This is a genomic window from Bartonella sp. CE47NXGY, assembly GCF_042195415.1.
In the GTDB taxonomy this organism is placed as follows: Bacteria; Pseudomonadota; Alphaproteobacteria; order Rhizobiales; family Rhizobiaceae; genus Bartonella.
Genome location: NZ_JBHIOI010000004.1, coordinates 1 through 22,801 on the forward strand (window position 1 = coordinate 1; position 22,801 = coordinate 22,801).

Here is a 22,801-nt window from a genome sequence, read left to right on the forward strand (position 1 = left end):
GGCAAACAAACCATTGTTGGCTTTGATGGGAATAGATACGACTTTGTCAGCAGAATTATTGGCGGCAATGGCTATACCTACGGGACACTCCCTGCTGGCAGTAACGTTTGGACAGAATGGTTGAGAGTGATCATGAATCCCATAAGCTCCCATACTTGCCTTGGAGATGCGAGCGATAAGTGTACATGGCGCTATGGCACATCTCATCGTGAACAAAATAAGAAAAAAATCTTGCTATTAGTTTTCAGGAAGATATTGTTAATTGTGATGACAACGATGCTGTTAAGCAGCGTATAGGATTGATCAATGGTTATTTGAAGTCAGTAGTGAAAGAAGGTTGGGTGGATATTACTGAAGGGAAGAGCCTTTTTGATGATTGTATAATAGAAAAATCTAATAGTGGTTTTGTAGATTATTGTTTACAAATTAAAGTAAATAACCTCTTTTTTATTTACATGAGAGAAGTAAAGGGTTTCGTTGGTTTTTTTGTTTTAAAGTCCTTACAGAAGTTCGCAGGCATAGAAGCAAAAATGGAATAATTTTTTTATTGGATGAGCCAGCAAATAATTTACATATTCATCCACAGAGAAAAATATTAAGCTCCTTACAAACTTTATCGAGCATAAAGGGCAATAAAGTAATTTATTCGACGCATTCCCCTTATCTTATTAACGACGATAATTTGGATAATTTGTTTACCGTACGTAATGAAGCAAATGATTTTGAAGCGCCTCGAATTGTTTGTGAAAGATTTCTGGAATTAACTATATCTCCTGAAGAAACTGTGAGGGCTGTTGAGCCTATTGTTCAAAAAACATGGATTACACACCTTGGAACAGGAGCTGATTGGATTATAAAAAAATTTAATGGAGTTGCTGCTAATGCAAAGAAAGTAAATCACATTGCTGATTGCGTGAAACATATTATTGGTGGATAATTTTCTCAGTTTATGCCGTAAAGCTTATACCCTTACGCGTTTTATTTAAATGCTAACACCCTTTGGTAAAATTTTACGGAAACTTCGCATTGATCACTCCGAACGCCTCTTAGATATGGCTAAGAAATTAGACATATCTGTAGGATTTTTATCTTCTGTCGAGATTAGCAAAAAATCTGTTCCTGTAGGACTGGAGGAAAAGATCATAGAGCTTTATGGTTTAGATCAAGAGACAGCAGAAATTTTGAGAAGAGAATCGGATGCTTGTTGTAAAAGTTTCACTATAAAGTCTTCTGATACATTTAGATGTGAAGCTGTTGGTATGTTTGCTAGACTGATAAACATTATTTCACAAGAAAAGATTTAGAACTATTAAAAAATTGTTAGAGAAAGCTGGCAAAAAGAATACGCTTTGTAAAGGAAATAGTGAAAACCCTATTCCCTTAACTTTATTAAGGCATCCCTCGCAGTAAAAAAGATATGAATTCCAAAAACTTAATAGGAATATAAAGCTATATGGTGGGCGATGAGAGACTCGAACTCCCGACATCCTCGGTGTAAACGAGGCGCTCTACCAGCTGAGCTAATCGCCCAATGCAATGATCAGCAATTGAATGGAGACTATTTAAGGAAGAATTTTTCTAAACGCAAGAATAAAGATGGGATTTGATAATTTTTTTAAAAAATGCATAATCCTTCTTGACATGAACGCATGAACCCCTTACACGACCGCTTGTACCAAATTAAATTGGTTCGAAAAAAATGCGCGGGTGTAGCTCAGTTGGTTAGAGTGCTGGCCTGTCACGCCGGAGGTCGCGGGTTCGAGCCCCGTCACTCGCGCCATTTCGTGATTCCTTATGAAATTTCCTTTTTAAAATATCCATATGCTATGAGTAATGTGGTGGAGTGTTTGATCGGGGAATAAATATGTTTTTTCTTTCTTTTTATATGGTTTATAAGAATAGGGCTTGCGTCTTTCTTTGCTCTGCGTTACCTATGCCGATAAGAAAAGTATCGCTCTGTATGCCTTTGAAGCAGTATGAATAGAGTTAATAGAGCGATTGTTAAATTTGTCTGTTTGGTCACGCAATATTGAATCATTGTGTTAAACTCAGGCATTTCGTTATGATGGAAGAGGGTTATGGCTTATTTATTGAGCTCTTATTTACCAGTCTTGATTTTCATTATTATATCAGCGGTTATTGCTGGAGTTTTGTTGATTACACCTTACATTGTAGCATATCGTTCTCCCGATCCTGAAAAATTATCGGCTTATGAATGTGGGTTTAATTCATTTAGTGATGCACGCATGAAGTTTGATATTCGTTTCTATTTGGTATCAATTTTATTTATTATTTTTGATCTTGAAGTTGCTTTTCTTTTTCCTTGGGCTGTTTCATTCGAATCAATAGGTATGTTTGGCTTTTGGTCGATGATTGCGTTTTTAGCGATTTTGACTATTGGATTTATATATGAATGGAAAAAAGGAGCCCTTGAATGGAATTAAGATATAATAATTCAACGATTGAGGCTCCAAAACCAAAAGGAATCATTGATCCAAATACTGGTGGGCTGATAGGATCTGAAGATGAGTTTTTTCGTGATATCAATGCTGAATTGTCAGATAAGGGTTTTTTAGTTACCTCGGCAGATGCTTTGATTACTTGGGCACGTACCGGTTCTTTAATGTGGATGAGTTTTGGTTTGGCTTGTTGTGCTATCGAAATGATGCAGTGCTCAATGCCTCATTATGATAATGAGCGTTTTGGATATGCACCACGAGCTTCACCCCGCCAGTCAGATGTGATGGTGGTGGCAGGTACTCTAACAAATAAGATGGCTCCTGCTTTAAGAAAAGTGTACGATCAGATGCCAGAGCCACGTTATGTGATTTCTATGGGATCATGTGCAAACGGTGGGGGATATTATCATTATTCCTATTCAGTAGTGCGGGGATGTGATCGTATCGTGCCTGTCGATATATATGTCCCAGGGTGTCCACCTACAGCAGAGGCATTATTATACGGCATATTGTTGCTACAGAAAAAAATCCGTCGTACCGGATCCATAGAGCGATAGAGAGTTTTCTTGTCATGGTGGATGAAACATTGGTTGAGCTTGCTGCTTATTTGGAAAACAAATTAAAAAATAAGCTTGAAGAGACTGTTCTTGCTTTTGGTGAATTGACCATTGTGGCACGTCTTGATGCAATTATCGATGTCTTAATGTTTGTTCGTGATGATTCTCGTTGTCAATTTATTAATCTTACAGACATTAGTGGTGTGGATTATCCTTCTCGCGATAAGCGCTTTGATGTTTCTTACCAATTGTTATCTCCTCGTGAGAATTTACGCTTACGTGTAAAAGTTCGTACAGATGAAAATACTCCTGTTGCTTCAGCTTGTACGGTTTATCCTGGTGCAGAGTGGTATGAACGAGAAACGTATGATATGTATGGGATTTTATTTTCAGGACATCCGGATTTGAGACGGATTTTAACAGATTATGGGTTTGAAGGATATCCTTTACGCAAAGACTTTCCTGTGACAGGATTTGTTGAATGCCGTTATGATAATGAAGCAAAGAGGGTGATTTATGAGCCTGTTGTTTTGCGCCAAGAGATGCGTAATTTTGATTTTCTTTCTCCTTGGGAAGGAGGACAGTATACTTTGCCATGTGATGGGAAAGCAGATGAAAAAAAATAATATTGGTTTTGATAAGGCATTATATTAGGGTACTGTATTTCTTAAATAATTAAATATTTTTTAGCGTGATAGATTTTTTTGATATTTGATATGAAGTTTTTTAAAAAGCAAGGGGTTGATTGTGGCTGAGGTCAATGTTCGAAACTTTAATATCAATTTTGGTCCGCAGCATCCTGCCGCGCATGGGGTTTTGCGCATGGTTCTGGAGCTGGACGGTGAAGTTGTTGAGCGTGTAGATCCACATATTGGGTTGTTGCATCGCGGTACTGAAAAATTAATGGAAACAAAGACTTATCTCCAAGCTGGTCCTTATCTAGATCGTTTGGATTATGTTGCTCCTATGAATCAGGAACATGCTTTTGTTCTTGCTATTGAAAAGTTATTAGATATAAAAGTTCCTAAAAGAGGGCAATTAATACGTGTTTTGTTTTCTGAAATTGGGCGTATTCTTAATCATTTGCTTAATGTAACGACACAGGCAATGGATGTTGGTGCTTTAACACCACCGCTTTGGGGATTTGAGCAACGTGAAAGATTGATGATTTTTTATGAGCGTGCCTGTGGTGCTCGTCTTCATGCAAATTATTTTCGTCCTGGTGGCGTGCATCAAGATTTACCAGAATCTTTAGTTGAGGATATTGGTGATTTTATTGATCCATTTCTTGTTTCTCTCGGAAAACTTGACGCGCTTGTGACCCCAAATCGGATTTTTAAGCAGCGTAATGTGGATATTGGCGTTGTAAGTATTGATGAAGCTTGGGCACGCGGTTTTTCTGGGGTTATGATTCGTGGAGCTGGTGTTCCATGGGATTTGCGTAAAAGTCAGCCTTATGAATGTTACGATGAAATGGAATTCGATATTCCTATAGGTAAAAATAGCGATTGTTATGATCGCTATCTTATTCGTATGGAAGAAATGCGTCAATCAGCGAAAATTATGCGCCAATGTGTGGAACGTTTACTGAGTACTGAAAAAAATGGACCAGTTTCGAGCTTGGATCGCAAAATTGTACCACCGACGCGGAGTGAAATGAAAAGCTCGATGGAAGCACTGATTCATCACTTTAAACTCTATACGGAAGGTTTTCATACACCTCCTGGAGAAGTATATGTTGCTGTGGAAGCTCCGAAGGGTGAGTTTGGTGTTTATCTTGTTTCTGATGGAACCAATAAGCCTTATCGTGTCAAGTTGCGTGCTCCTGGGTTTGCTCATCTCCAAGCTATGGATTTTTTAACCAGAGGTCATATGTTAGCAGATGCTACAGCTATTTTGGGTTCGATTGATATTGTTTTTGGGGAGGTTGATCGCTAATGTCCGTACGCCGTCTTGCAGATGATGTTTATCAGCCCGCTGAGTTTTCTTTTACAAAAGAAAATCAGATATGGGTAAAAAATACCATAAAAAAATATCCTGCAGGGCGTCAGCAGTCTGCTGTAATTCCATTATTAATGCGTGCTCAAGAGCAAGATGGTTGGGTGACACGTGCTGCGATTGAGCATATTGCTCAGATTCTTTCCATGGCTTATATCCGTGTCTTAGAAGTTGCTACTTTTTATACTCAGTTTCAGCTTAAGCCTGTTGGAACAAAAGCGCATATTCAAGTTTGTGGTACAACGCCTTGTATGTTACGTGGTTCTGATGAATTGATTAAAGTTTGTCAGAAAAAAATTCATCATGAACCTTTTGCGACCAATCAGGATGGAACCTTATCATGGGAAGAGGTGGAGTGTCTTGGTGCTTGTGTGAATGCTCCGATGGTTATGATTTTTAAAGATACTTATGAAGATCTTACAGCTGAACGCCTTGAAGAAATTATTGATGCATTTGAAGCAGGTAAGGGTTCTGAGATAGAGGTTGGTCCGCAAAATAGTCGTAAATCGTCGGAACCGATTAGTGGTTTAACTTCTCTTATTGATGATGAGAAAGAAAAAAAGATCTCTCAAGTCTTCACCAAAAAAGGATAAGGAAAGAATGGGGAACATAATTAAGTATTTTTCTTGAGAAAATATTTTATTATTCTACCCATGATGGCAACATTTAACGAAAAGTAAGAAATCTTGAAAAGATATTTAAAAATTGCATTTGAGGAAAAGCAGAAAATGCTATGGGTAATAGAAAAAAAGGTGGGGTATGCTAGCTGATAAAGATCGTATCTTCACCAATATTTATGGTTTAAAAGACAAATCATTAAAGGCTGCGATGTTGCGTGGGCATTGGAATGGTCTGAAAGAAATGATTGACAAAGGTCGTGATTGGATCATTGATGAAGTGAAGGCATCGGGTTTACGCGGTCGTGGTGGTGCTGGTTTTCCTACTGGAATGAAGTGGTCCTTTATGCCAAAGCAGAATGATGGGCGTCCTCATTATTTGGTTGTCAATGCCGATGAATCTGAACCTGGAACTTGTAAAGACCGTGATATTTTACGTCATGACCCCCACACTTTGATTGAAGGATGTGCAATCGCTACTTTTGCTATGGGAGCCAATGTTGCTTTTATTTATATTCGTGGTGAATATATTCGTGAACGTGAAGCGCTTCAAGCTGCGGTTGATGAATGCTATGATGCGGGTTTACTTGGCAAAAAAACGAAATATGGGCATGCTTGTGATATTGTTATTCATCATGGAGCGGGTGCTTATATTTGTGGTGAAGAAACAGCTCTTCTTGAAAGTCTTGAGGGAAAAAAGGGACAACCTCGGCTTAAACCACCATTTCCTGCCAATATGGGGATTTATGGCTGTCCAACAACAGTAAATAATGTAGAGTCTATTGCCGTTGTTCCAACGATTTTGCGGCGGGGTGCTTCGTGGTTTTCATCAATCGGACGAGCAAATAATGTTGGAACGAAATTATTTATGGTTTCAGGGCATGTTAATGCACCTTGTACATTTGAAGACGCTCTTGGTGTTTCATTCCGTGAATTAATTGAAAAACATACGGGTGGTGTTCGTGGTGGATGGAATAATCTTTTAGCAGTTATTCCAGGGGGGGCTTCTTGTCCAGTCGTTCGTGGTGAGGATATGATCGATGCGATCATGGATTTTGATGGGATGCGAGATGTCGGGTCTTCTTTTGGCACAGGGGGAATGATTGTTATGGATAAATCAACCGATATTATCAAGGCAATTTGGCGTATAGCTGCTTTTTTCAAGCACGAGAGTTGTGGTCAGTGTACACCGTGTCGTGAGGGGACGGGATGGATGATGCGTCTTTTAGAGCGTATGGTTGAGGGAAGAGCGCAAAAACGCGAGATTGATCTTTTGTTTGAAGTGTCTAAACAGGTTGAAGGACACACTATTTGTGCGCTTGGTGATGCTGCCGCATGGCCTGTACAGGGGTTGATACGTAATTTTCGTCCAGAAATCGAGCGTAGAATTGATGAATACACGCGAAATGTAGTCCAAAGCAAAAATATTGCTTTAGAAGCGGTTTAATAAAGGATTTTGTTTTAAGAACGACCGAATGCAAATTTTAAGTGGGTTATCCGCAGGTTGGATGGGTGATGATAAATATCAAAGTTGATGGCAAAGAGATTGAAGTTCCTGATTACTACACGTTGCTTCAGGCTGCTGAGGCGGCTGGGGCAGAAATTCCACGTTTTTGTTTTCATGAATCTTTGTCAATTGCTGGAAATTGTCGTATGTGTTTAGTTGAGGTTAAGGGTGGTCCACCAAAACCTCAGGCTTCTTGTGCTATGGGGGTTCGTGATTTACGATTAGGGCCTAACGGTGAGGCACCTGAGATTTTTACCAATACACCGATGGTAAAAAAAGCACGTGAAGGTGTTATGGAATTTCTTCTCATTAATCATCCTTTGGATTGTCCAGTGTGTGATCAAGGGGGAGAGTGTGATCTTCAAGATCAAGCAATGCTTTATGGACGAGATTGTTCTCGTTATACAGAAAATAAACGTGCTGTAGAAGATAAATATATTGGACCTCTTGTCAAAACTGTTATGACACGGTGTATTCATTGTACACGGTGTGTTCGTTTTACAACGGAAGTTGCAGGTATTTCTGAGCTTGGTTTGATCGGTCGTGGTGAAGATGCTGAAATTACGACGTATCTTGAAAAAGCTATGACATCTGAATTACAGGGAAATGTTATTGATCTTTGTCCAGTGGGAGCTCTAACTTCAAAACCTTATGCGTTTCATGCCCGTCCGTGGGAATTGGTAAAAACGGAATCGATTGATGTGATGGATGCGCTTGGTAGTGCTATCCGTATTGATAGCCGCGGCCGTGAAGTTATGCGGATTATGCCGCGTACGAATGAAGATGTAAATGAGGAATGGATCTCTGATAAAACGCGTTTTATTTGGGATGGATTACGGACTCAGCGGCTTGATAAGCCATATGTACGCAAAGATGGAAAGCTTCAACCTGTCAGTTGGACAGAAGCTTTTGCAAAAATTAAAATGGTAATCTCTAAAATTTTTCCAGAAAAAATTGGAGCCATTGCGGGGGATCTTGCTTCTGTTGAAGAAATGTATGCCCTTAAAGCATTATTGAGTTCTTTGGGCTCAACGCTTTTTGATTGTCGTCAAAGAGGAGGGGCTTTATCGCCAGAGTTTGGGCGCTCGAGTTATATTTTTAATCCTACAATTGTAGGTATTGAACAGGCTGATGCACTGCTTATTGTGGGATCTAATCCACGTCATGAAGCAGCTGTTTTAAATGCGCGTATTTTAAAGCGCCAACGGATGGGCAATTTTCCTATTGCATTAATTGGAGAGAAAGTCGATTTACGTTATCCTTATTCTTACCTTGGATCTGGGAGTGATACATTAACGACACTTATTCGTGGAGAGGATGTTTTTTTTAATGTCTTAAAAGAAGCGAAGAGGCCCCTTATTCTTATCGGAGAGGGAGCGGTTTCAGGAAGTGAAGGTTTATCTGTTTTAAAAAGTCTTGCTAAATTAGCTGATAATATAGGTGCTCTTAGTGAGACATGGAATGGGTTTGGGGTTCTTCATAATGCAGCTTCGATTGTTGGAGGGTTGGACATAGGCTTTACTTCTAAGCTTGGGGTTGCAAATATACTTAAAACCTGTGAAGTTCTATTTTTGCTTGGTGCTGATGAAGTAGAATTAGCCAATACAAAAGCTTTTACAGTTTATATTGGGAGCCATGGTGATAATGGTGCACATGCTGCTGACGTTATTTTGCCTGCATCTGCTTACACTGAAAAATCAGGGCTTTATGTGAATACAGAAGGACGTGTTCAAATGACAAATCGGGCTGGTTTTGCTCCAGGTGAAGCAAAAGAAGATTGGGCTATTTTGCGTGCTTTATCGGATATTTTAGGACAAAAGCTCCCTTTTGATTCTCTTTCTCAATTAAGGCAATGCTTGTTTAATGATTATCCACACCTTTGTGCTGTTGATGATATAGTGCCTTCTGATATAAGTGGTCTTAAGGCGCTTGGTTCAAAAATGGTTTCTCTCGAGAGTCAAGCATTTACTTCTATGGTTAAAGATTTTTATTTAACAAATCCGATAGCACGTGCTTCTGCTGTTATGGCTGAATGTTCATCTCTTGCAAAAAACCGTGCTACACAAACAGTAAAGTAAGGCAAAGGAAAAGGAATAATGATGTATGATTTCTTTATGACTTGGCTGTTGCCATTACTCATTATAATCGGAAAAACACTTCTTCTTTTGGTCGTTCTTTTGGTCTTAGTTGCTTATCTTCTTTATGCAGATAGAAAAATTTGGGCAGCGGTACAATTGCGTCGTGGACCAAACGTTGTTGGACCATGGGGTTTGTTACAGTCTTTTGCAGATTTAATTAAATTTGTTGTTAAGGAGCCTATTATCCCTGCAGGTGCAAATAAGGGTGTTTTTCTTTTGGCTCCTTTTGTTTCAGCGACACTTGCTTTATCAACTTGGGCTGTTATTCCTGTCAATGAGGGTTGGGAGATTGCAAAGATTAATGTTGGCTTGCTTTATATTTTAGCCATTTCATCTCTTGAAGTTTATGGTGTTATTATGGGGGGATGGGCATCAAATTCAAAATATCCTTTCTTAGGAGCTCTTCGTTCGGCGGCACAAATGGTTTCTTATGAAGTTTCCATTGGTTTTGTGCTTGTGACTGTCATTTTAATAAGTGGTTCGTTAGATCTCACAACAATTGTTTTTAAACAAACGCACGGGCTTGGTACAACTCTTGGTCTTCCTTTTAACAGTTTTCTCGATTGGAATTGGTTGGTCCTTTTTCCAATGTTTATTATATTTTTTATTTCTGCGCTTGCAGAGACAAATCGTCCTCCATTCGATTTGGTGGAAGCAGAATCCGAACTTGTTGCTGGTCATATGGTAGAATATTCTTCAACGCCTTACATGCTCTTCTTTCTAGGTGAATATGTTGCGATTGTTTTAATGTGCGCATTAACAACCATTCTATTTTTAGGCGGTTGGCTGCCTCCCTTAGATGTTTGGTGGCTTAATTGGGTTCCTGGTATCATTTGGTTTGTTTTAAAAGTCTGTTTTGTATTTTTTTGGTTTGCTATGGTTAAAGCATTTGTTCCACGTTATCGCTATGATCAGCTCATGCGGCTTGGTTGGAAGGTTTTTCTTCCTCTCTCACTAGCAATGGTTGTGATAACTGCTGCTTTTTTAAAGTTTACGGATTTCGTTTAAGAGGAGATTTTACGATGTCAGGTTTTATTCAGGCGGCAAAGTCACTTCTTCTATTGGAATTTGTGAGTGCTTTTTTCTTAGCTATGCGTCAATTTTTTTCACCAAAACCCACGATTAATTATCCTTATGAAAAAGGTTTTGTATCTCAGCGTTTTCGTGGTGAGCATGCATTGCGTCGCTATCCAAATGGTGAAGAACGGTGTATTGCTTGTAAATTATGTGAAGCGATTTGTCCTGCTCAAGCGATTACAATTGAAGCTGGTCCACGGCGCAATGATGGTACACGTAGAACTGTCCGTTATGATATAGACATGGTTAAATGTATCTACTGTGGTTTTTGTCAAGAAGCCTGTCCGGTTGAGGCTATTGTCGAAGGTCCAAATTTTGAGTTTGCGACGGAAACACGTGAAGAACTTTATTATGATAAAGAAAAACTTTTATTGAATGGAGATCGCTGGGAGCGAGAAATTGCTCGAAATATATTGATGGATGCGCCTTATCGTTAAGTGTATCGTTAAATGAGGTGTCGGATATTTTTCCGATAAATTGTAATCTGGTATGAAGTTTATACCAATTGTTTGAATAATTAAGGAGAAGCCTATGCTAACAGATCTAGCGGCGGCATTTTTCTATTTGTTTGCTTTTATTATGCTAACAAGTGCAGTTATTGTTATTACAGCACGCAATCCAGTGCATTCTGTTTTGTTTTTAATCCTCGCATTTTTTAATGCAGCAGCTTTGTTTTTACTTGCAGGAGCAGAGTTTTTAGGGCTTATTCTGCTTGTTGTGTATGTTGGAGCTGTCGCTGTTTTATTTTTATTTGTCGTTATGATGCTTGACGTTGATTTTGCTGAGTTAAAGAGTGGAACTCTTCGGTATGCTCCTATTGGAGCTCTTATTGGTGTTATTATCGCTGTAGAATTGATTGTTGTTTTTATGAGTAGCTATTTTTCTCCAGTCTTGAGAACGCATGTTACGCAACCAATGCCAGATTTAGCGCAGCGAACAAATACACAAGCATTAGGTGATATTCTCTATACGGATTATGTTTTCTATTTTCAAATTGCTGGAATGATTTTATTGGTTGCAATGATTGGAGCTATTGTTTTAACACTTCGTCATAAATTAGGAGTAAAGCGGCAATCTATTGCGGAGCAAGTTTCTAGAACGGTAGAAAGTGCCATTGAAATCAAACAAGTTGAATCAGGCAAAGGTATGTAAGGGGGGCTATGCAGATGTATATTGATATTACACATTATCTCACTGTTTCTGCTTTGATGTTTACAATTGGTATTGCTGGAATTTTTCTCAACAGAAAAAATGTGATTATTATCTTGATGTCCATTGAGCTTATATTGCTTTCAGTTAATCTCAATTTTGTTGCATTTTCAGCATTTCTTCATGATCTCGTTGGTCAGGTATTCGCTTTATTTGTCTTAACCGTAGCAGCTGCTGAAGCTGCCATTGGTTTAGCAATTCTGGTCGTTTTTTTCCGTAATCGTGGTTCCATTGCGGTTGAAGATGTTAATGTAATGAAAGGCTAACCAGTGATGTATTATACGATTGTCTTTCTTCCGCTTTTGGGTTTTTTAATTGCTGCACTAGGTGGAAAAACGATAGGAGATCGTGCGAGTGAATTGATAACATGTAGCTTTATGGTTGTTGTTGCCATATTATCGTGGATAGCATTTTTCAGTACTGCACTTGGTCATATTCCAGCGATTGATGTATTGGTATTACATTGGATGACTGTTGGTGACTTAAGCTTTAATTGGGCTTTACATGTTGATGCATTAACAGCTGTCATGCTTATTGTTGTGAATAGTGTTTCGGCATTAGTGCATATTTATTCAATTGGTTATATGCACCATGACCCTTCAAGGTCTCGTTTTTTTTCTTATCTTTCTTTGTTTACATTTATGATGCTTATGTTGGTCACATCCAATAATTTGATTCAGATGTTTTTTGGATGGGAAGGTGTCGGACTTGCTTCTTATTTACTCATTGGTTTTTGGTTTCAGCGCGATTCTGCTAATAAGGCCGCAATGAAAGCTTTTGTAGTTAACCGTGTTGGAGACTTTGGTTTTCTCTTAGGAATCTTTAGTATTTTTGTTTTGTTCCAATCGGTTGATTTTGCCTCTATTTTTGCAAAAGCTGCCGACAAGAGCTTTATACAAAATATGACATTTTTAGATTGGCAATTTGATGGGCAGACGGCAATTACCATTACATGTCTTTTATTATTTATTGGTGCGATGGGAAAATCCGCACAATTTCTTTTACATACTTGGCTGCCTGATGCAATGGAAGGGCCAACCCCTGTATCAGCGCTTATTCATGCCGCTACAATGGTAACGGCTGGTGTTTTTATGATTGCGCGTATGTCGCCAATTTTTGAACTTTCTTCAACTGCTTTGACCGTGATTATTATTGTTGGTGCAACAACAGCGTTTTTTGCAGCAACTGTGGGGTTGGTGCAGAATGATATTAAGCGTGTTATTGCTTATTCTACATGCTCTCAACTTGGTTATATGTTTGTGGCATTAGGTGTTGGAGCTTATGGCGCTGCTGTCTTTCATCTTTTTACGCATGCTTTTTTTAAAGCCTTATTGTTTCTTGGTGCAGGTTCTGTGATTCATTCTGTGTCTGATGAACAAGATATGCGAAAAATGGGTGGGTTACGCAAACATATAAAGATCACCTATTGGATGATGATGGTCGGGACCATTGCCTTGACCGGAGTTGGAATTCCAGGAACACTTTTCGGGACTGCAGGTTTCTTCTCAAAAGATGCGATTATAGAGTCTGCTTTTGCATCTCATAATATTGCTTCAGGATATGCTTTTTATCTTCTTGTTTTTGCTGCCTTTTTAACAAGTTTCTATTCATGGCGACTTATCTTTATGACATTCCATGGTAAACCACGGGCAACAGTTGATGTGATGCATCATGTTCATGAATCGCCTCCAGTTATGTTGATTCCACTCTTTCTTTTATCTATTGGAGCAATATTTTCTGGTGTCGTTTTCCAACCTTACTTTTTTGGTGATTTGTATAATGCTTTTTGGAAGGGAGCATTGTTTACAAGCAGCCATAATCATATTCTTCATGATGCTCACCATGTTTTTAATTGGGTAAAATGGTCGCCTTTTATAGCAATGATTCTTGGGTTTATGTTGGCTTATTTATTTTATATTGTGGCTCCCTCTCTTCCCAAGAAAATGGCGCGTATTATGCCAGGAGTGTATCACTTTCTTTACCAAAAGTGGTATTTCGATCAATTATATAACTTTTTATTTGTTCGTCCTACCTTTAGAATTGGTTCTTTTCTTTGGAAAGTGGGAGACGGTAAGATTATTGATGGTCTAGGTCCCAATGGTATTGCAGCGCGTGTTGTTGATATTACAAATAGAGTTGTTCGAATGCAAACAGGCTATCTTTACCACTATGCATTTGCAATGCTTATCGGCGTTGCATTGCTCATTACATGGATGATGATCGGGGGCGTAAACTAATGACCGATTGGCCTATTCTTTCTACGGTTACATTTTTGCCGCTTGTTGGTGTTCTTCTGATTTTGTTTATCAAAGATGATAGTGAAGTAGCACGCCATAATATACGTAATGTCGCATTTTTTACGACTCTATTTGTTTTTATTATTTCTTTAATTATTTGGATAGGATTTGATTCTAGCAACCAAAATTTTCAAATGGTTGAAAAATCCAGTTGGTTAGGGGGTGGTATTAGCTATCATATGGGGGTCGATGGTATTTCTATTCTTTTTGTTGTTCTCTCGGCTTTTCTTTTGCCTTTCTGTATTTTAGCAAGTTGGGAGAATGTTAAAGAGAGATTAAAAGCCTATATGATTGCGTTTCTTCTTCTAGAAGTTGCGATTATTGGTGTTTTTTGTGCTCTTGATGCAATGCTATTCTATGTTTTTTTTGAAGGCAGCCTCATTCCAATGTTTATCATTATAGGTGTATGGGGAGGAGCACGTCGTGTTTATGCAAGTATAAAGTTTTTCTTATATACTTTACTTGGTTCAGTGCTTATGCTGGTTGCTCTTATGGTTATGTATTGGGAGGCTGGGACACTTGATATACCAACTTTACTCAATTATCAGTTTCCTGCTCATATGCAAATATGGCTATGGCTTGCATTTTTTGCTTCTTTCGCAGTTAAAATGCCAATGTGGCCAGTTCATACATGGCTCCCTGATGCTCACGTAGAAGCACCGACAGCGGGTTCTGTTATTTTAGCTGGTGTCTTACTTAAATTAGGTGGGTATGGTTTTCTTCGTTTTTCTTTACCTATGTTTCCTATCGCTTCAGCAGATTTTGCGCCTTTTGTTTTCACATTATCGCTTATCGCTATTATTTATACATCACTGGTTGCACTTGTTCAAAGTGACATCAAAAAACTTATTGCATATTCCTCAATAGCGCATATGGGATATGTAACGATGGGTATTTTTGCTGTGAATGAACAGGGGATACAAGGGGCTATTTATCAGATGCTATCCCATGGAATTGTTTCAGCAGCATTGTTTCTTTGTGTTGGGGTTATCTATGATCGCTTGCATACACGTGAAATTTCAGCGTTTGGTGGTTTAGTGAATAATATGCCTAAATATGCTGTTGTTTTCTTAATTTTTACCATGGCAAATGTTGGTTTGCCTGGAAGCTCAGGATTTTTGGGTGAATTTTTAACCTTAATAGGTGTTTTTCAAGTAAATAAATTGGTTGTTGTTTTAGCAACAACAGGTGTTATCTTATCGGCAGCCTATGCCCTTTATCTTTATCGGCGTGTGATTTTTGGTTCCTTGGATAAAGAGAATTTAAAAGTATTAATAGATCTTTCTTTAAGAGAAAAACTCCTCCTTTATCCAATGGTTATTCTTACAATATTCTTTGGTATCTATCCAACGCCTATTCTTAAGGCAACGGCGTTTTCCGTAGAAACCCTCATCAATAAACTGCACTAGATAAGGGAAGAATGCACATGCAAACTGAAATAATAGCGCAATTAGTCTTAATTCTTCCAGAGCTTTTAATTGCATTAGGAGCTGTCGTGCTGCTTATGATTGGTGTTTATTCCAATACACGTGCTTCTTTAACAGTGACAGGTTTAGCTATGGCACTTCTTGTGGCAACCATTATTATTCTTATAGTTTTTCCGAAAAATGGTTCATTTCAAACCAATGCGCTCGTTATCGATTCCTTTAGTCGTTATATGAAAATTTTAATGCTTATTGGTGCACTCTTTTCTCTTATCATGTCTGTTGGTTTTGCCAATGCACAAAAGTTTAATATATTTGAGTTTCCAGTACTTGTTCTTTTAGCAACCCTTGGAATGATGTTTATGATTTCAGCGGGTAATATGCTGTCGCTTTATATGGGGTTAGAGCTGCAATCTTTAGCTTTATATGTTTTAGCAGCGATTAATCGTAATAATGTAAAATCTTCTGAAGCCGGTATAAAATACTTTGTTTTAGGAGCATTATCTTCAGGGTTGCTTCTTTATGGTATTTCTTTGCTTTATGGTTTTACCGGTCAAATTGGTTTTCACGAAATTGCTCTTGCTTTAAAGGGCAAAAATGTACAATTGGGGGTCATTTTTGGAATTGTCTTTATTTTAGCTGGTTTGGCTTTCAAAATTTCTGCTGTTCCGTTTCATATGTGGACACCTGATGTTTATGAAGGAGCGCCCACACCGATTACAGCATTTTTTGCTGGTGCCCCTAAAGTTGCTGCAATGGCTTTAATCATCCGTATTATTGTGGTGACCTTTATTCCCCTAGGGCGTGTTGATAACGTGATGCCTGCATGGCAACAAATTTTGGTGTTCATGGCGATTACATCAATGATACTGGGTGCTTTTGCTGCAATCGGTCAGAATAATATTAAGCGCTTAATGGCTTATTCGTCGATCAGTCATATGGGTTATGCACTTGTTGGTTTATCTGCTGGAGATATGCTTGGGATAAAAAGCGTTATCCTTTATATGACTATTTATCTTGGAATGACGCTTGGTTCATTTGCCTTTATTCTTGGAATGCGCTCTCAGAATGGAAATGTTGAAAATATTTATGATCTTTCAGGGTTAGCAAAGACGAATCCGTTTATGGCTGTTGTGATGACAATACAGCTTTTTTCTTTAGCAAGCATACCTCCTATGGCTGGTTTTTTTGGAAAGTGGTATACATTTTCTGCTGCTGTCCACGCTGGACTTACGCCACTTGCTGTCGTTGGGATGATAGCGTCTGTAGTTGGGGCTTTTTACTATTTGCGAGTCATTAAAATTATGTGGTTTGATGATGCAAAAGCGCATTTTGTTGCTTTATCGAAAGAGCTTCAATTTTGTCTTGGTCTTTCTGTATTCTTTATTTTATTTTACGCGCTTTTTGGAGTTTGGTTCGCTGAGCTAGCAGAAAAAGCAGCAACAGCATTGTTTTAATGAATATGGTTTATACTTTATCAGATTTTGCACAAAAACAGGGATACACTGTTGAAGCGTACGATAGTGTTGATTCAACAAATCTTATTGCGCAACGAAAAGCGCAAACTGGTCATCAAGGTAATCTTTGGATTGTTGCACAAGAACAATCACAGGGAAGAGCAAGAAGAGGGAGGACTTGGTCTAGTCCAAAAGGGAACCTTTATTCTAGTCTTTTATTAATTGATGATATTGTTCATCAAACTGCGGCTCAACTTGGTTTTGTTGCTGGAGTAAGTGTGGCAGAGGCAATAAAACAATTGATAAAAGAGGAAAAGCAGACAAACAATATTGTGAGCTTAAAATGGCCAAACGATATTTTGCTCAGAGGAGAAAAAAGCTCTGGAGTTTTGCTTGAGATTTTAAAATTGTCATCACAACAATATGCCTTGGTTATTGGGATTGGAATAAATGTGAAATATAATTATGAAGATGCGCCCTATTCCACTTCAAGCTTAAAGAATATCGGGTTGCGTATTGATGCAGAACAATTATTTACGGTTTTGACGGAGTGTTTTTCTAAAAATTACCTTCTTTGGAAACAACCAAAAGGATGTGAAATAATCCGAAAAAAATGGCTTTTATATTCCGCTCATCTTGGGAAACATGTCAAAGTGGTGAATGATGAAAAAGTCATTGAGGGTATTTTTGATGGTCTTGATAGTGATTTTAACTGCATCATAAAGCGAAAAGACGGTCAGACAGCCATTATAACAGCTGGGGATGTTCATTTTGGTTTGGCTGATTCTGTTAATGCAGGCCGTTATTGAAAAATTATTTTATCATCAGATACCTTAATGATTTGGGAGATGTTTATGGTTGCAGCCAATAGATGTGAATTTGTTTTTTTACCTCTGGGAGGTGTAGGTGAAATAGGGATGAATTTAGCTGCTTACGGATTTGGTCCCCAATATCTTCGTGAATGGCTGCTGGTTGATATGGGGATTAGTTTTGCTGGTTCTGAATTACCAGGTGTCGATCTTGTTTTGCCTGATATTCGTTTTCTAGAAAGTGAAAAACACAATATACGGGGTCTTGTTTTAACACATGCACATGAAGATCATTATGGGGCCGTTCTTGATTTATGTCCAAAGTTACAAGTGCCGATTTACTGTACGCCTTTTACGGCAGGATTATTGGAAACTAAAAAACAATTAGATTTTGAATCTCAAAAAATTTTACTCAATATTTTTCAAGCTGGTGATTGTTTTCAGGTAGGTTCCTTTGCTGTAGAGGCTATAGCCGTTAACCATTCAATACCAGAATCTGTATCTTTAGCAATTACAACCTCTTTGGGGACTGTGATTCATACTGGTGATTGGAAAATTGATCATACCCCTTCACTCGGGGCTGTAACCGATGAAAAAAGATTTCGTGCTTTAGGCAAAAAAGGTGTTTTAGCATTACTTTGTGATTCCACAAATGCATGTCGGGATGGTATCTCTCCTTCAGAACAGCAAGTTCAAGCCAGTCTTTCAGAGATTATTTCTAAAGCTGAAGGGCGCGTTGCGATAGCAACTTTTTCTTCTAATATTGGTCGGATACGTTCTATTGCTCTTGCAGCTGAAGCTGCTGGACGTAAGGTGCTTGTCATTGGGCGTTCCCTTAAGCGAAGTATTATGGTTGCACAAGAGCTTGGTTATATGAATGGTTTAGCACCATTTGTAACGGAAGATGATTATGGCTACATCTCGCGAAAAGATCTTGTTTTAATTGTCACAGGGAGCCAAGGTGAGCCATGTGCTGCTTTGGCTAAACTGTCACGTGATGGAATGAAAAATATTGCACTTTCCACTGGTGATACCGTTATTTATTCATCACGAAGTATTCCAGGAAACGAAAAAGCGATTATTGAGGTACAAAATCGTTTCATTGATTTGGGTATTAAAATTATTACGAATGAAGATGCACTTGTTCATGTTTCAGGTCATCCCCGTCGTTCAGAACTTTTACAGATGTATGATTGGATAAAGCCACAAATACTTGTCCCTGTACATGGGGAAGCAATGCATCTTAAGGCTCAGGCAACTTTAGCACGTCAAGCGGGTATTAAAACTGTTATGGATATCAGAAATGGCCATATGTTACGTCTTGCACCAGAGCCTGTAGAAGTTATTGATCAAGTTCCTGTTGGCCGCATCTATAAGGATGGTTGCCTAATTGGAGATGAAGATGAATTAGGGATTCGTGAACGCCGCAAACTAAGTTATGCTGGTCATGTTACTATTTCTCTCCATATAAATAGTAAGCATGAATTATTAGGGGATATAGGTCTAACAACATTCGGGTTACCTGAAAGTAATGGAAAGGGGGAAAGTTTAAAAGATATTCTTTTAGATATCGTAGAAAATACAGTTTATAATACCCCACGCATGAAACAGAAAAATAATGAACTTATTCGAGAGGCAACACGACGTGCAGTAAGAGCGGCTGTTCATGAAATTTGGCAAAAAAAACCTATCTGTACAGTTTTTTTACATCGGTCAAAATAAAAGAACTTTCCTATTACGTTATTTAAAAAGAGAAGAGCATTTTTATTTTATTGCTAAATAAGAAAAATAGAGAATAAAGCACAATAAATTTTTAAATGATAAGATCGTTATATTTGCAAGTATTCAGAATGCGGCTATAGATGAATAGAGGGTGTGATAAATTGTTCCGATATGATAGATCTGATTAGGAGTTAATTATTTCAATGCGTCTTTCTCAATATTTCCTTCCACTTTTAAAAGAGAATCCTAAAGAAGCAGAAATTGTTTCTCATCGCTTCATGTTGCGCGCTGGAATGATTCGACAACAAACATCAGGGATTTATTCTTGGCTTCCTTTGGGAAAAAAAGTGCTTGATAAAGTTTGTAAAATTATTCGTGAAGAGCAAGAACGTGCGGGTGCAATAGAAATATTGATGCCTACAATTCAGTCTGCTGATCTTTGGCGTGAAAGCGGTCGTTATGATGATTATGGTTTGGAAATGCTCCGCATTAAAGATCGTCAAAAGCGTGATTTACTTTATGGTCCAACCAATGAAGAGATGGTAACAGATATTTTTCGCTCTTATGTTCGTTCTTATAAAGATCTTCCGCTTAATTTATATCATATTCAATGGAAATTTCGTGATGAAATTCGTCCACGTTTTGGTGTGATGCGAGCACGAGAATTTTTAATGAAAGATGCTTATTCTTTTGATCTTGATTATGAAGGCTCTGAAACATCTTATAATCGTATGTTTGTTGCTTATTTACGCACTTTTTCTCGCCTTGGCTTAAAAGCAATTCCTATGCGTGCAGATACAGGTCCAATAGGGGGGGAACTCAGTCATGAATTTATCATTTTGGCTGAAACAGGAGAGAGTGCTATCTTCTGTGATAAACAATTTCTTGAACTTACCGTTCCTGATAGTTCAATCGATTTTAGTGATAAAGCTGTTTTAGATGATATTGTTAAGCAATGGACATCTTTTTATGCAGCAACGGAAGAAATGCATAATGAAGAGGAGTGGGCTAAAGTTTCTGATCATAATCGTCTTTCAGCGCGTGGTATTGAAGTAGGGCATATTTTCCACTTTGGTACTAAATATTCTGCTCCAATGGGAGCAAAAGTTATGGGACAAGATGGAAAAGAGCATGTGGTCTCTATGGGATCTTATGGTATTGGGCCTTCGCGTCTTGTTGCGGCCGCTATTGAGGCTTCTCATGATGAAAATGGTATTATTTGGCCAAAGTTTATGGCACCGTTTGATTTTGGGATTATCAATATGAAGCCCGATGATGAAAAATGCACACAGGCATGTGAGTTTCTCTATCAGGGATTAAAGAAGGTTGGTTTTGATCCGTTATTAGATGATAGAAATGAACGCCCTGGATCAAAATTTGCAACAATGGATTTGATTGGTTTGCCAACGCAAATCATTGTTGGTCCTAACAGTATTGCACAAAATGAAGTTGAAATTAAAGATCGAAAAACAGGAATAAAAAAATCTCTAAAGGTTGAAGATGTGCTCAGCCAACTTTCTATAATTTAATAGGAAATATTATGAAGAGGCTGAAAAAAAAATGCTTTTCATCTTATGAGTGGATGATCGCTTTTCGTTATATGATTCCCAATAAAAAACATGTCGTTGCATCTGTTATTTCAATTATTTCTCTTATTGGGATTATGTTGGGCGTATTTGCTCTGGTTGTTGTTATGGCGGTGATGAATGGCTTTCGTACAGAACTTCTCAATCGTATTCTTGGTATGAATGGGCATCTTATTATTCAAACAGTTGATTCTGGTTTCTCTGATTATAAGACTCTTATTTCTTCTTTAGAAACTACAAATGGTGTGAAGTTTGCTTTACCTGTTATTGAAGGTCAAGCGCTTGTTCAAGGTGAAGTTCAAGGTGGCTCTGGCGCGTTAGTTCGTGGTATGCGCAAACAAGATCTAGAAAAGCTTAAAACAGTCTCTCAAAACATTAAATTAGGATCGATTTCTCGGTTTGATCAAGAAGAAGGTGTTGCAATTGGAAGTGGCTTAGCAGAAAAATTAGGACTGACAGTTGGAAGAGATATTCGTATTATTACTCCAGATGGTGATGAGACTCCTTTTGGCGTTACCCCACGTGTGAAAGCTTATAAAGTCGTTGCTATTTTTGAAGTTGGTATGTCTGAATATGATTCAATATTTATCTTTATGCCTCTCCATGAAGCACAAATGTTTTTTAATTTGGGAGATAAGGTTCAGTCTTTGGAATTATTTCTAAATGATCCTGATGCTGTTGATCAAATAAAACCTGTTGTAGAAAAAGTAGTTGAACAACAGGTCTATTTAATTGATTGGCGTACACGCAATCAGGCTTTTTTTTCAGCCTTACAGATTGAACGAAATGTTATGTTTTTCATTCTTTCTCTGATCGTTCTTGTTGCTGCTTTAAATATTATTTCAGGGCTGATTATGCTTGTAAAAGATAAAAGTCATGATATTGCAATTTTACGCACGATGGGGGCTCAACAGAGTGCGATTTTGCGTATATTTATCATTACAGGAATGATGATTGGTTTTATTGGAACTATATTGGGTTTAGTTTTAGGTGTTATCGCGACCGCGAATATTAATCATATCCAAGATTTTATATCTTGGTTATTTAATGTCGACGTTTTTAATCCTCAACTTTATTTTTTAACAAAATTGCCTGCACAAATTGAGTGGAAACAGACCATCTTGGTTGCTATGATGGCTTTATTCTTGTCGTTTCTTGCTGCTCTCATTCCGGCATGGCGTGCTGCTAAGCTAGATCCCGTACAAGCTTTGAGGTATGAATAATGACAGCTATTTTAGAGCTTGTAGAGATTGAAAGACACTTTTTCGAGAGTCATAAGCCACTCATTGTTTTAGATAAAGCGAATTTTATTCTTAATCGTGGAGAGCTTGTCGCACTTGTTGCACCATCTGGTGCTGGAAAATCAACACTTCTTCATATTGCTGGATTATTAGAAAAACCAACAGCTGGTGATGTGATGTTACGGGGTGTTTCTTGTGCAAAGCGCTCTGATAGTGAGCGAACAGCTATAAGACGAAATGATATTGGTTTTGTTTATCAATTTCATCATTTACTTCCAGAGTTTACGGCGTTAGAAAATGTCATGATACCCCAAATGATAGCAGGATTAAAAAAATCTATAGCAGAAGATCGTGCGCGCAAATTATTGACGTATCTGCGTATTTCTCATCGTGCGAACCATCGTCCCTCAGAGTTATCGGGAGGAGAACAACAACGTGTTGCTATTGCACGTGCAGTAGCAAATGGCCCTTCGGTTCTTTTGGCTGATGAACCTACAGGAAATCTTGATCCAGTAACTTCAACTTATGTCTTTCAAGCTTTATCTATCCTTGTTCGTCAGTCTGGTCTTTCTGCTCTTATTGCAACACATAATTACGCTTTGGCTAAGCAAATGCATCGTCGAATTACACTTAAAGAACAAAAGATTATAGAACTTCCTTAAAGCAAGGTAAAAATTTTATACGACTAATTGAATAGTTTATA

20 protein-coding genes, 2 tRNA genes and 3 pseudogenes are annotated in these 22,801 nt (G+C 38.1%); 24 read left to right on the forward strand and 1 reads right to left on the reverse strand.

The features are described 5' to 3' along the window. From ACFIL3_RS02560 to ACFIL3_RS02575, 4 genes and pseudogenes are all read left to right on the forward strand, one after another. Window positions 1-297: pseudogene (locus ACFIL3_RS02560) on the forward strand (hypothetical protein); the annotation flags it as partial. 2 nt (window positions 298-299) lie between these two features. Beyond that, complete coding sequence (locus ACFIL3_RS02565; RefSeq protein ID WP_375628064.1) at window positions 300-539, forward strand: hypothetical protein; 240 nt, start codon at window positions 300-302, stop codon at window positions 537-539. Window positions 540-547: 8 nt separating this feature from the next. Next, complete coding sequence (locus ACFIL3_RS02570) at window positions 548-937, forward strand: AAA family ATPase (RefSeq protein ID WP_375628066.1); 390 nt, start codon at window positions 548-550, stop codon at window positions 935-937. Between the two features lie 49 nt (window positions 938-986). Continuing rightward, window positions 987-1,410, forward strand: a pseudogene (locus ACFIL3_RS02575) (XRE family transcriptional regulator). Window positions 1,411-1,454: 44 nt separating this feature from the next. Here the strand turns inward: ACFIL3_RS02575 and ACFIL3_RS02580 are convergent. Next, window positions 1,455-1,530, reverse strand: a tRNA-Val gene (locus tag ACFIL3_RS02580). A gap of 173 nt (window positions 1,531-1,703) precedes the next feature. Here ACFIL3_RS02580 and ACFIL3_RS02585 point away from each other — a divergent pair. The 20 genes and pseudogenes from ACFIL3_RS02585 to ACFIL3_RS02680 all read left to right on the forward strand — a co-directional run bounded on the left by ACFIL3_RS02585 (window position 1,704) and on the right by ACFIL3_RS02680 (window position 22,760). Then, window positions 1,704-1,780, forward strand: a tRNA-Asp gene (locus tag ACFIL3_RS02585). A 298-nt stretch (window positions 1,781-2,078) separates the two neighbouring features. After that, window positions 2,079-2,444 (forward strand): NADH-quinone oxidoreductase subunit A, encoded by a 366-nt coding sequence (locus ACFIL3_RS02590; protein ID WP_375632253.1) that lies wholly within the window; start codon window positions 2,079-2,081, stop codon window positions 2,442-2,444. Next, window positions 2,435-3,016 carry a NuoB/complex I 20 kDa subunit family protein gene (locus ACFIL3_RS02595; protein WP_375621224.1) on the forward strand — a complete coding sequence of 194 codons (582 nt, stop codon included), beginning with the start codon at window positions 2,435-2,437 and terminating at the stop codon, window positions 3,014-3,016. The genes ACFIL3_RS02590 and ACFIL3_RS02595 overlap by 10 nt, the downstream gene beginning before the upstream one ends. Window positions 3,017-3,030: 14 nt before the next feature. Then, on the forward strand, window positions 3,031-3,642 hold the full coding sequence (locus tag ACFIL3_RS02600) for an NADH-quinone oxidoreductase subunit C (RefSeq protein ID WP_375613458.1): 612 nt from the start codon (window positions 3,031-3,033) through the stop codon (window positions 3,640-3,642). Window positions 3,643-3,763: 121 nt separating this feature from the next. Continuing rightward, a complete protein-coding gene (locus tag ACFIL3_RS02605; RefSeq protein WP_375613457.1) occupies window positions 3,764-4,954 on the forward strand; it encodes an NADH-quinone oxidoreductase subunit D in 1,191 nt (396 codons plus the stop codon). Next, window positions 4,954-5,644: pseudogene (gene nuoE, locus ACFIL3_RS02610) on the forward strand (NADH-quinone oxidoreductase subunit NuoE). The gene ACFIL3_RS02605 and the pseudogene nuoE overlap by 1 nt, the downstream one beginning before the upstream one ends. A 129-nt stretch (window positions 5,645-5,773) precedes the next feature. Next, on the forward strand, window positions 5,774-7,078 hold the full coding sequence (nuoF, locus tag ACFIL3_RS02615; protein WP_375681814.1) for an NADH-quinone oxidoreductase subunit NuoF: 1,305 nt from the start codon (window positions 5,774-5,776) through the stop codon (window positions 7,076-7,078). A 68-nt stretch (window positions 7,079-7,146) separates the two neighbouring features. Then, entirely contained in the window at window positions 7,147-9,216 is a 2,070-nt protein-coding gene (nuoG, locus tag ACFIL3_RS02620; RefSeq protein ID WP_375613455.1) for an NADH-quinone oxidoreductase subunit NuoG, read from the forward strand. 21 nt (window positions 9,217-9,237) lie between these two features. Beyond that, window positions 9,238-10,284, forward strand: coding sequence for an NADH-quinone oxidoreductase subunit NuoH (nuoH, locus tag ACFIL3_RS02625; protein WP_375632259.1), 1,047 nt, complete (start codon window positions 9,238-9,240; stop codon window positions 10,282-10,284). Between the two features lie 14 nt (window positions 10,285-10,298). After that, window positions 10,299-10,790 carry an NADH-quinone oxidoreductase subunit NuoI gene (nuoI, locus tag ACFIL3_RS02630; protein ID WP_273723184.1) on the forward strand — a complete coding sequence of 164 codons (492 nt, stop codon included), beginning with the start codon at window positions 10,299-10,301 and terminating at the stop codon, window positions 10,788-10,790. Window positions 10,791-10,884: 94 nt separating this feature from the next. Continuing rightward, window positions 10,885-11,505: an NADH-quinone oxidoreductase subunit J gene (locus ACFIL3_RS02635; RefSeq protein WP_375611880.1), complete on the forward strand. Its 621-nt coding sequence runs from the start codon at window positions 10,885-10,887 to the stop codon at window positions 11,503-11,505. A 14-nt stretch (window positions 11,506-11,519) separates the two neighbouring features. After that, entirely contained in the window at window positions 11,520-11,828 is a 309-nt protein-coding gene (nuoK, locus tag ACFIL3_RS02640; protein ID WP_273791275.1) for an NADH-quinone oxidoreductase subunit NuoK, read from the forward strand. 6 nt (window positions 11,829-11,834) lie between these two features. Further along, window positions 11,835-13,799 carry an NADH-quinone oxidoreductase subunit L gene (gene nuoL, locus ACFIL3_RS02645; protein ID WP_375638389.1) on the forward strand — a complete coding sequence of 655 codons (1,965 nt, stop codon included), beginning with the start codon at window positions 11,835-11,837 and terminating at the stop codon, window positions 13,797-13,799. Next, window positions 13,799-15,268 (forward strand): NADH-quinone oxidoreductase subunit M, encoded by a 1,470-nt coding sequence (locus ACFIL3_RS02650; protein ID WP_375628157.1) that lies wholly within the window; start codon window positions 13,799-13,801, stop codon window positions 15,266-15,268. Before nuoL ends, ACFIL3_RS02650 begins: the two co-directional genes overlap by 1 nt. Window positions 15,269-15,285: 17 nt before the next feature. Next, the gene (gene nuoN, locus ACFIL3_RS02655) at window positions 15,286-16,740 is read left to right on the forward strand and encodes an NADH-quinone oxidoreductase subunit NuoN (RefSeq protein ID WP_375638390.1); all 1,455 of its coding nucleotides are present in this window, start codon (window positions 15,286-15,288) and stop codon (window positions 16,738-16,740) included. Beyond that, window positions 16,740-17,549, forward strand: a complete 810-nt coding sequence (locus ACFIL3_RS02660; RefSeq protein ID WP_375613451.1) for a biotin--[acetyl-CoA-carboxylase] ligase — start codon at window positions 16,740-16,742, stop codon at window positions 17,547-17,549. Before nuoN ends, ACFIL3_RS02660 begins: the two co-directional genes overlap by 1 nt. A gap of 45 nt (window positions 17,550-17,594) precedes the next feature. Then, window positions 17,595-19,271: a ribonuclease J gene (locus tag ACFIL3_RS02665; RefSeq protein ID WP_375681815.1), complete on the forward strand. Its 1,677-nt coding sequence runs from the start codon at window positions 17,595-17,597 to the stop codon at window positions 19,269-19,271. A gap of 203 nt (window positions 19,272-19,474) precedes the next feature. Continuing rightward, a complete protein-coding gene (proS, locus tag ACFIL3_RS02670) occupies window positions 19,475-20,800 on the forward strand; it encodes a proline--tRNA ligase (RefSeq protein WP_375628076.1) in 1,326 nt (441 codons plus the stop codon). An 11-nt stretch (window positions 20,801-20,811) separates the two neighbouring features. Beyond that, complete coding sequence (locus ACFIL3_RS02675) at window positions 20,812-22,080, forward strand: lipoprotein-releasing ABC transporter permease subunit (protein ID WP_375628078.1); 1,269 nt, start codon at window positions 20,812-20,814, stop codon at window positions 22,078-22,080. Continuing rightward, window positions 22,080-22,760, forward strand: a complete 681-nt coding sequence (locus ACFIL3_RS02680) for an ABC transporter ATP-binding protein (protein WP_375638391.1) — start codon at window positions 22,080-22,082, stop codon at window positions 22,758-22,760. Before ACFIL3_RS02675 ends, ACFIL3_RS02680 begins: the two co-directional genes overlap by 1 nt. Window positions 22,761-22,801 lie beyond the last annotated feature (41 nt).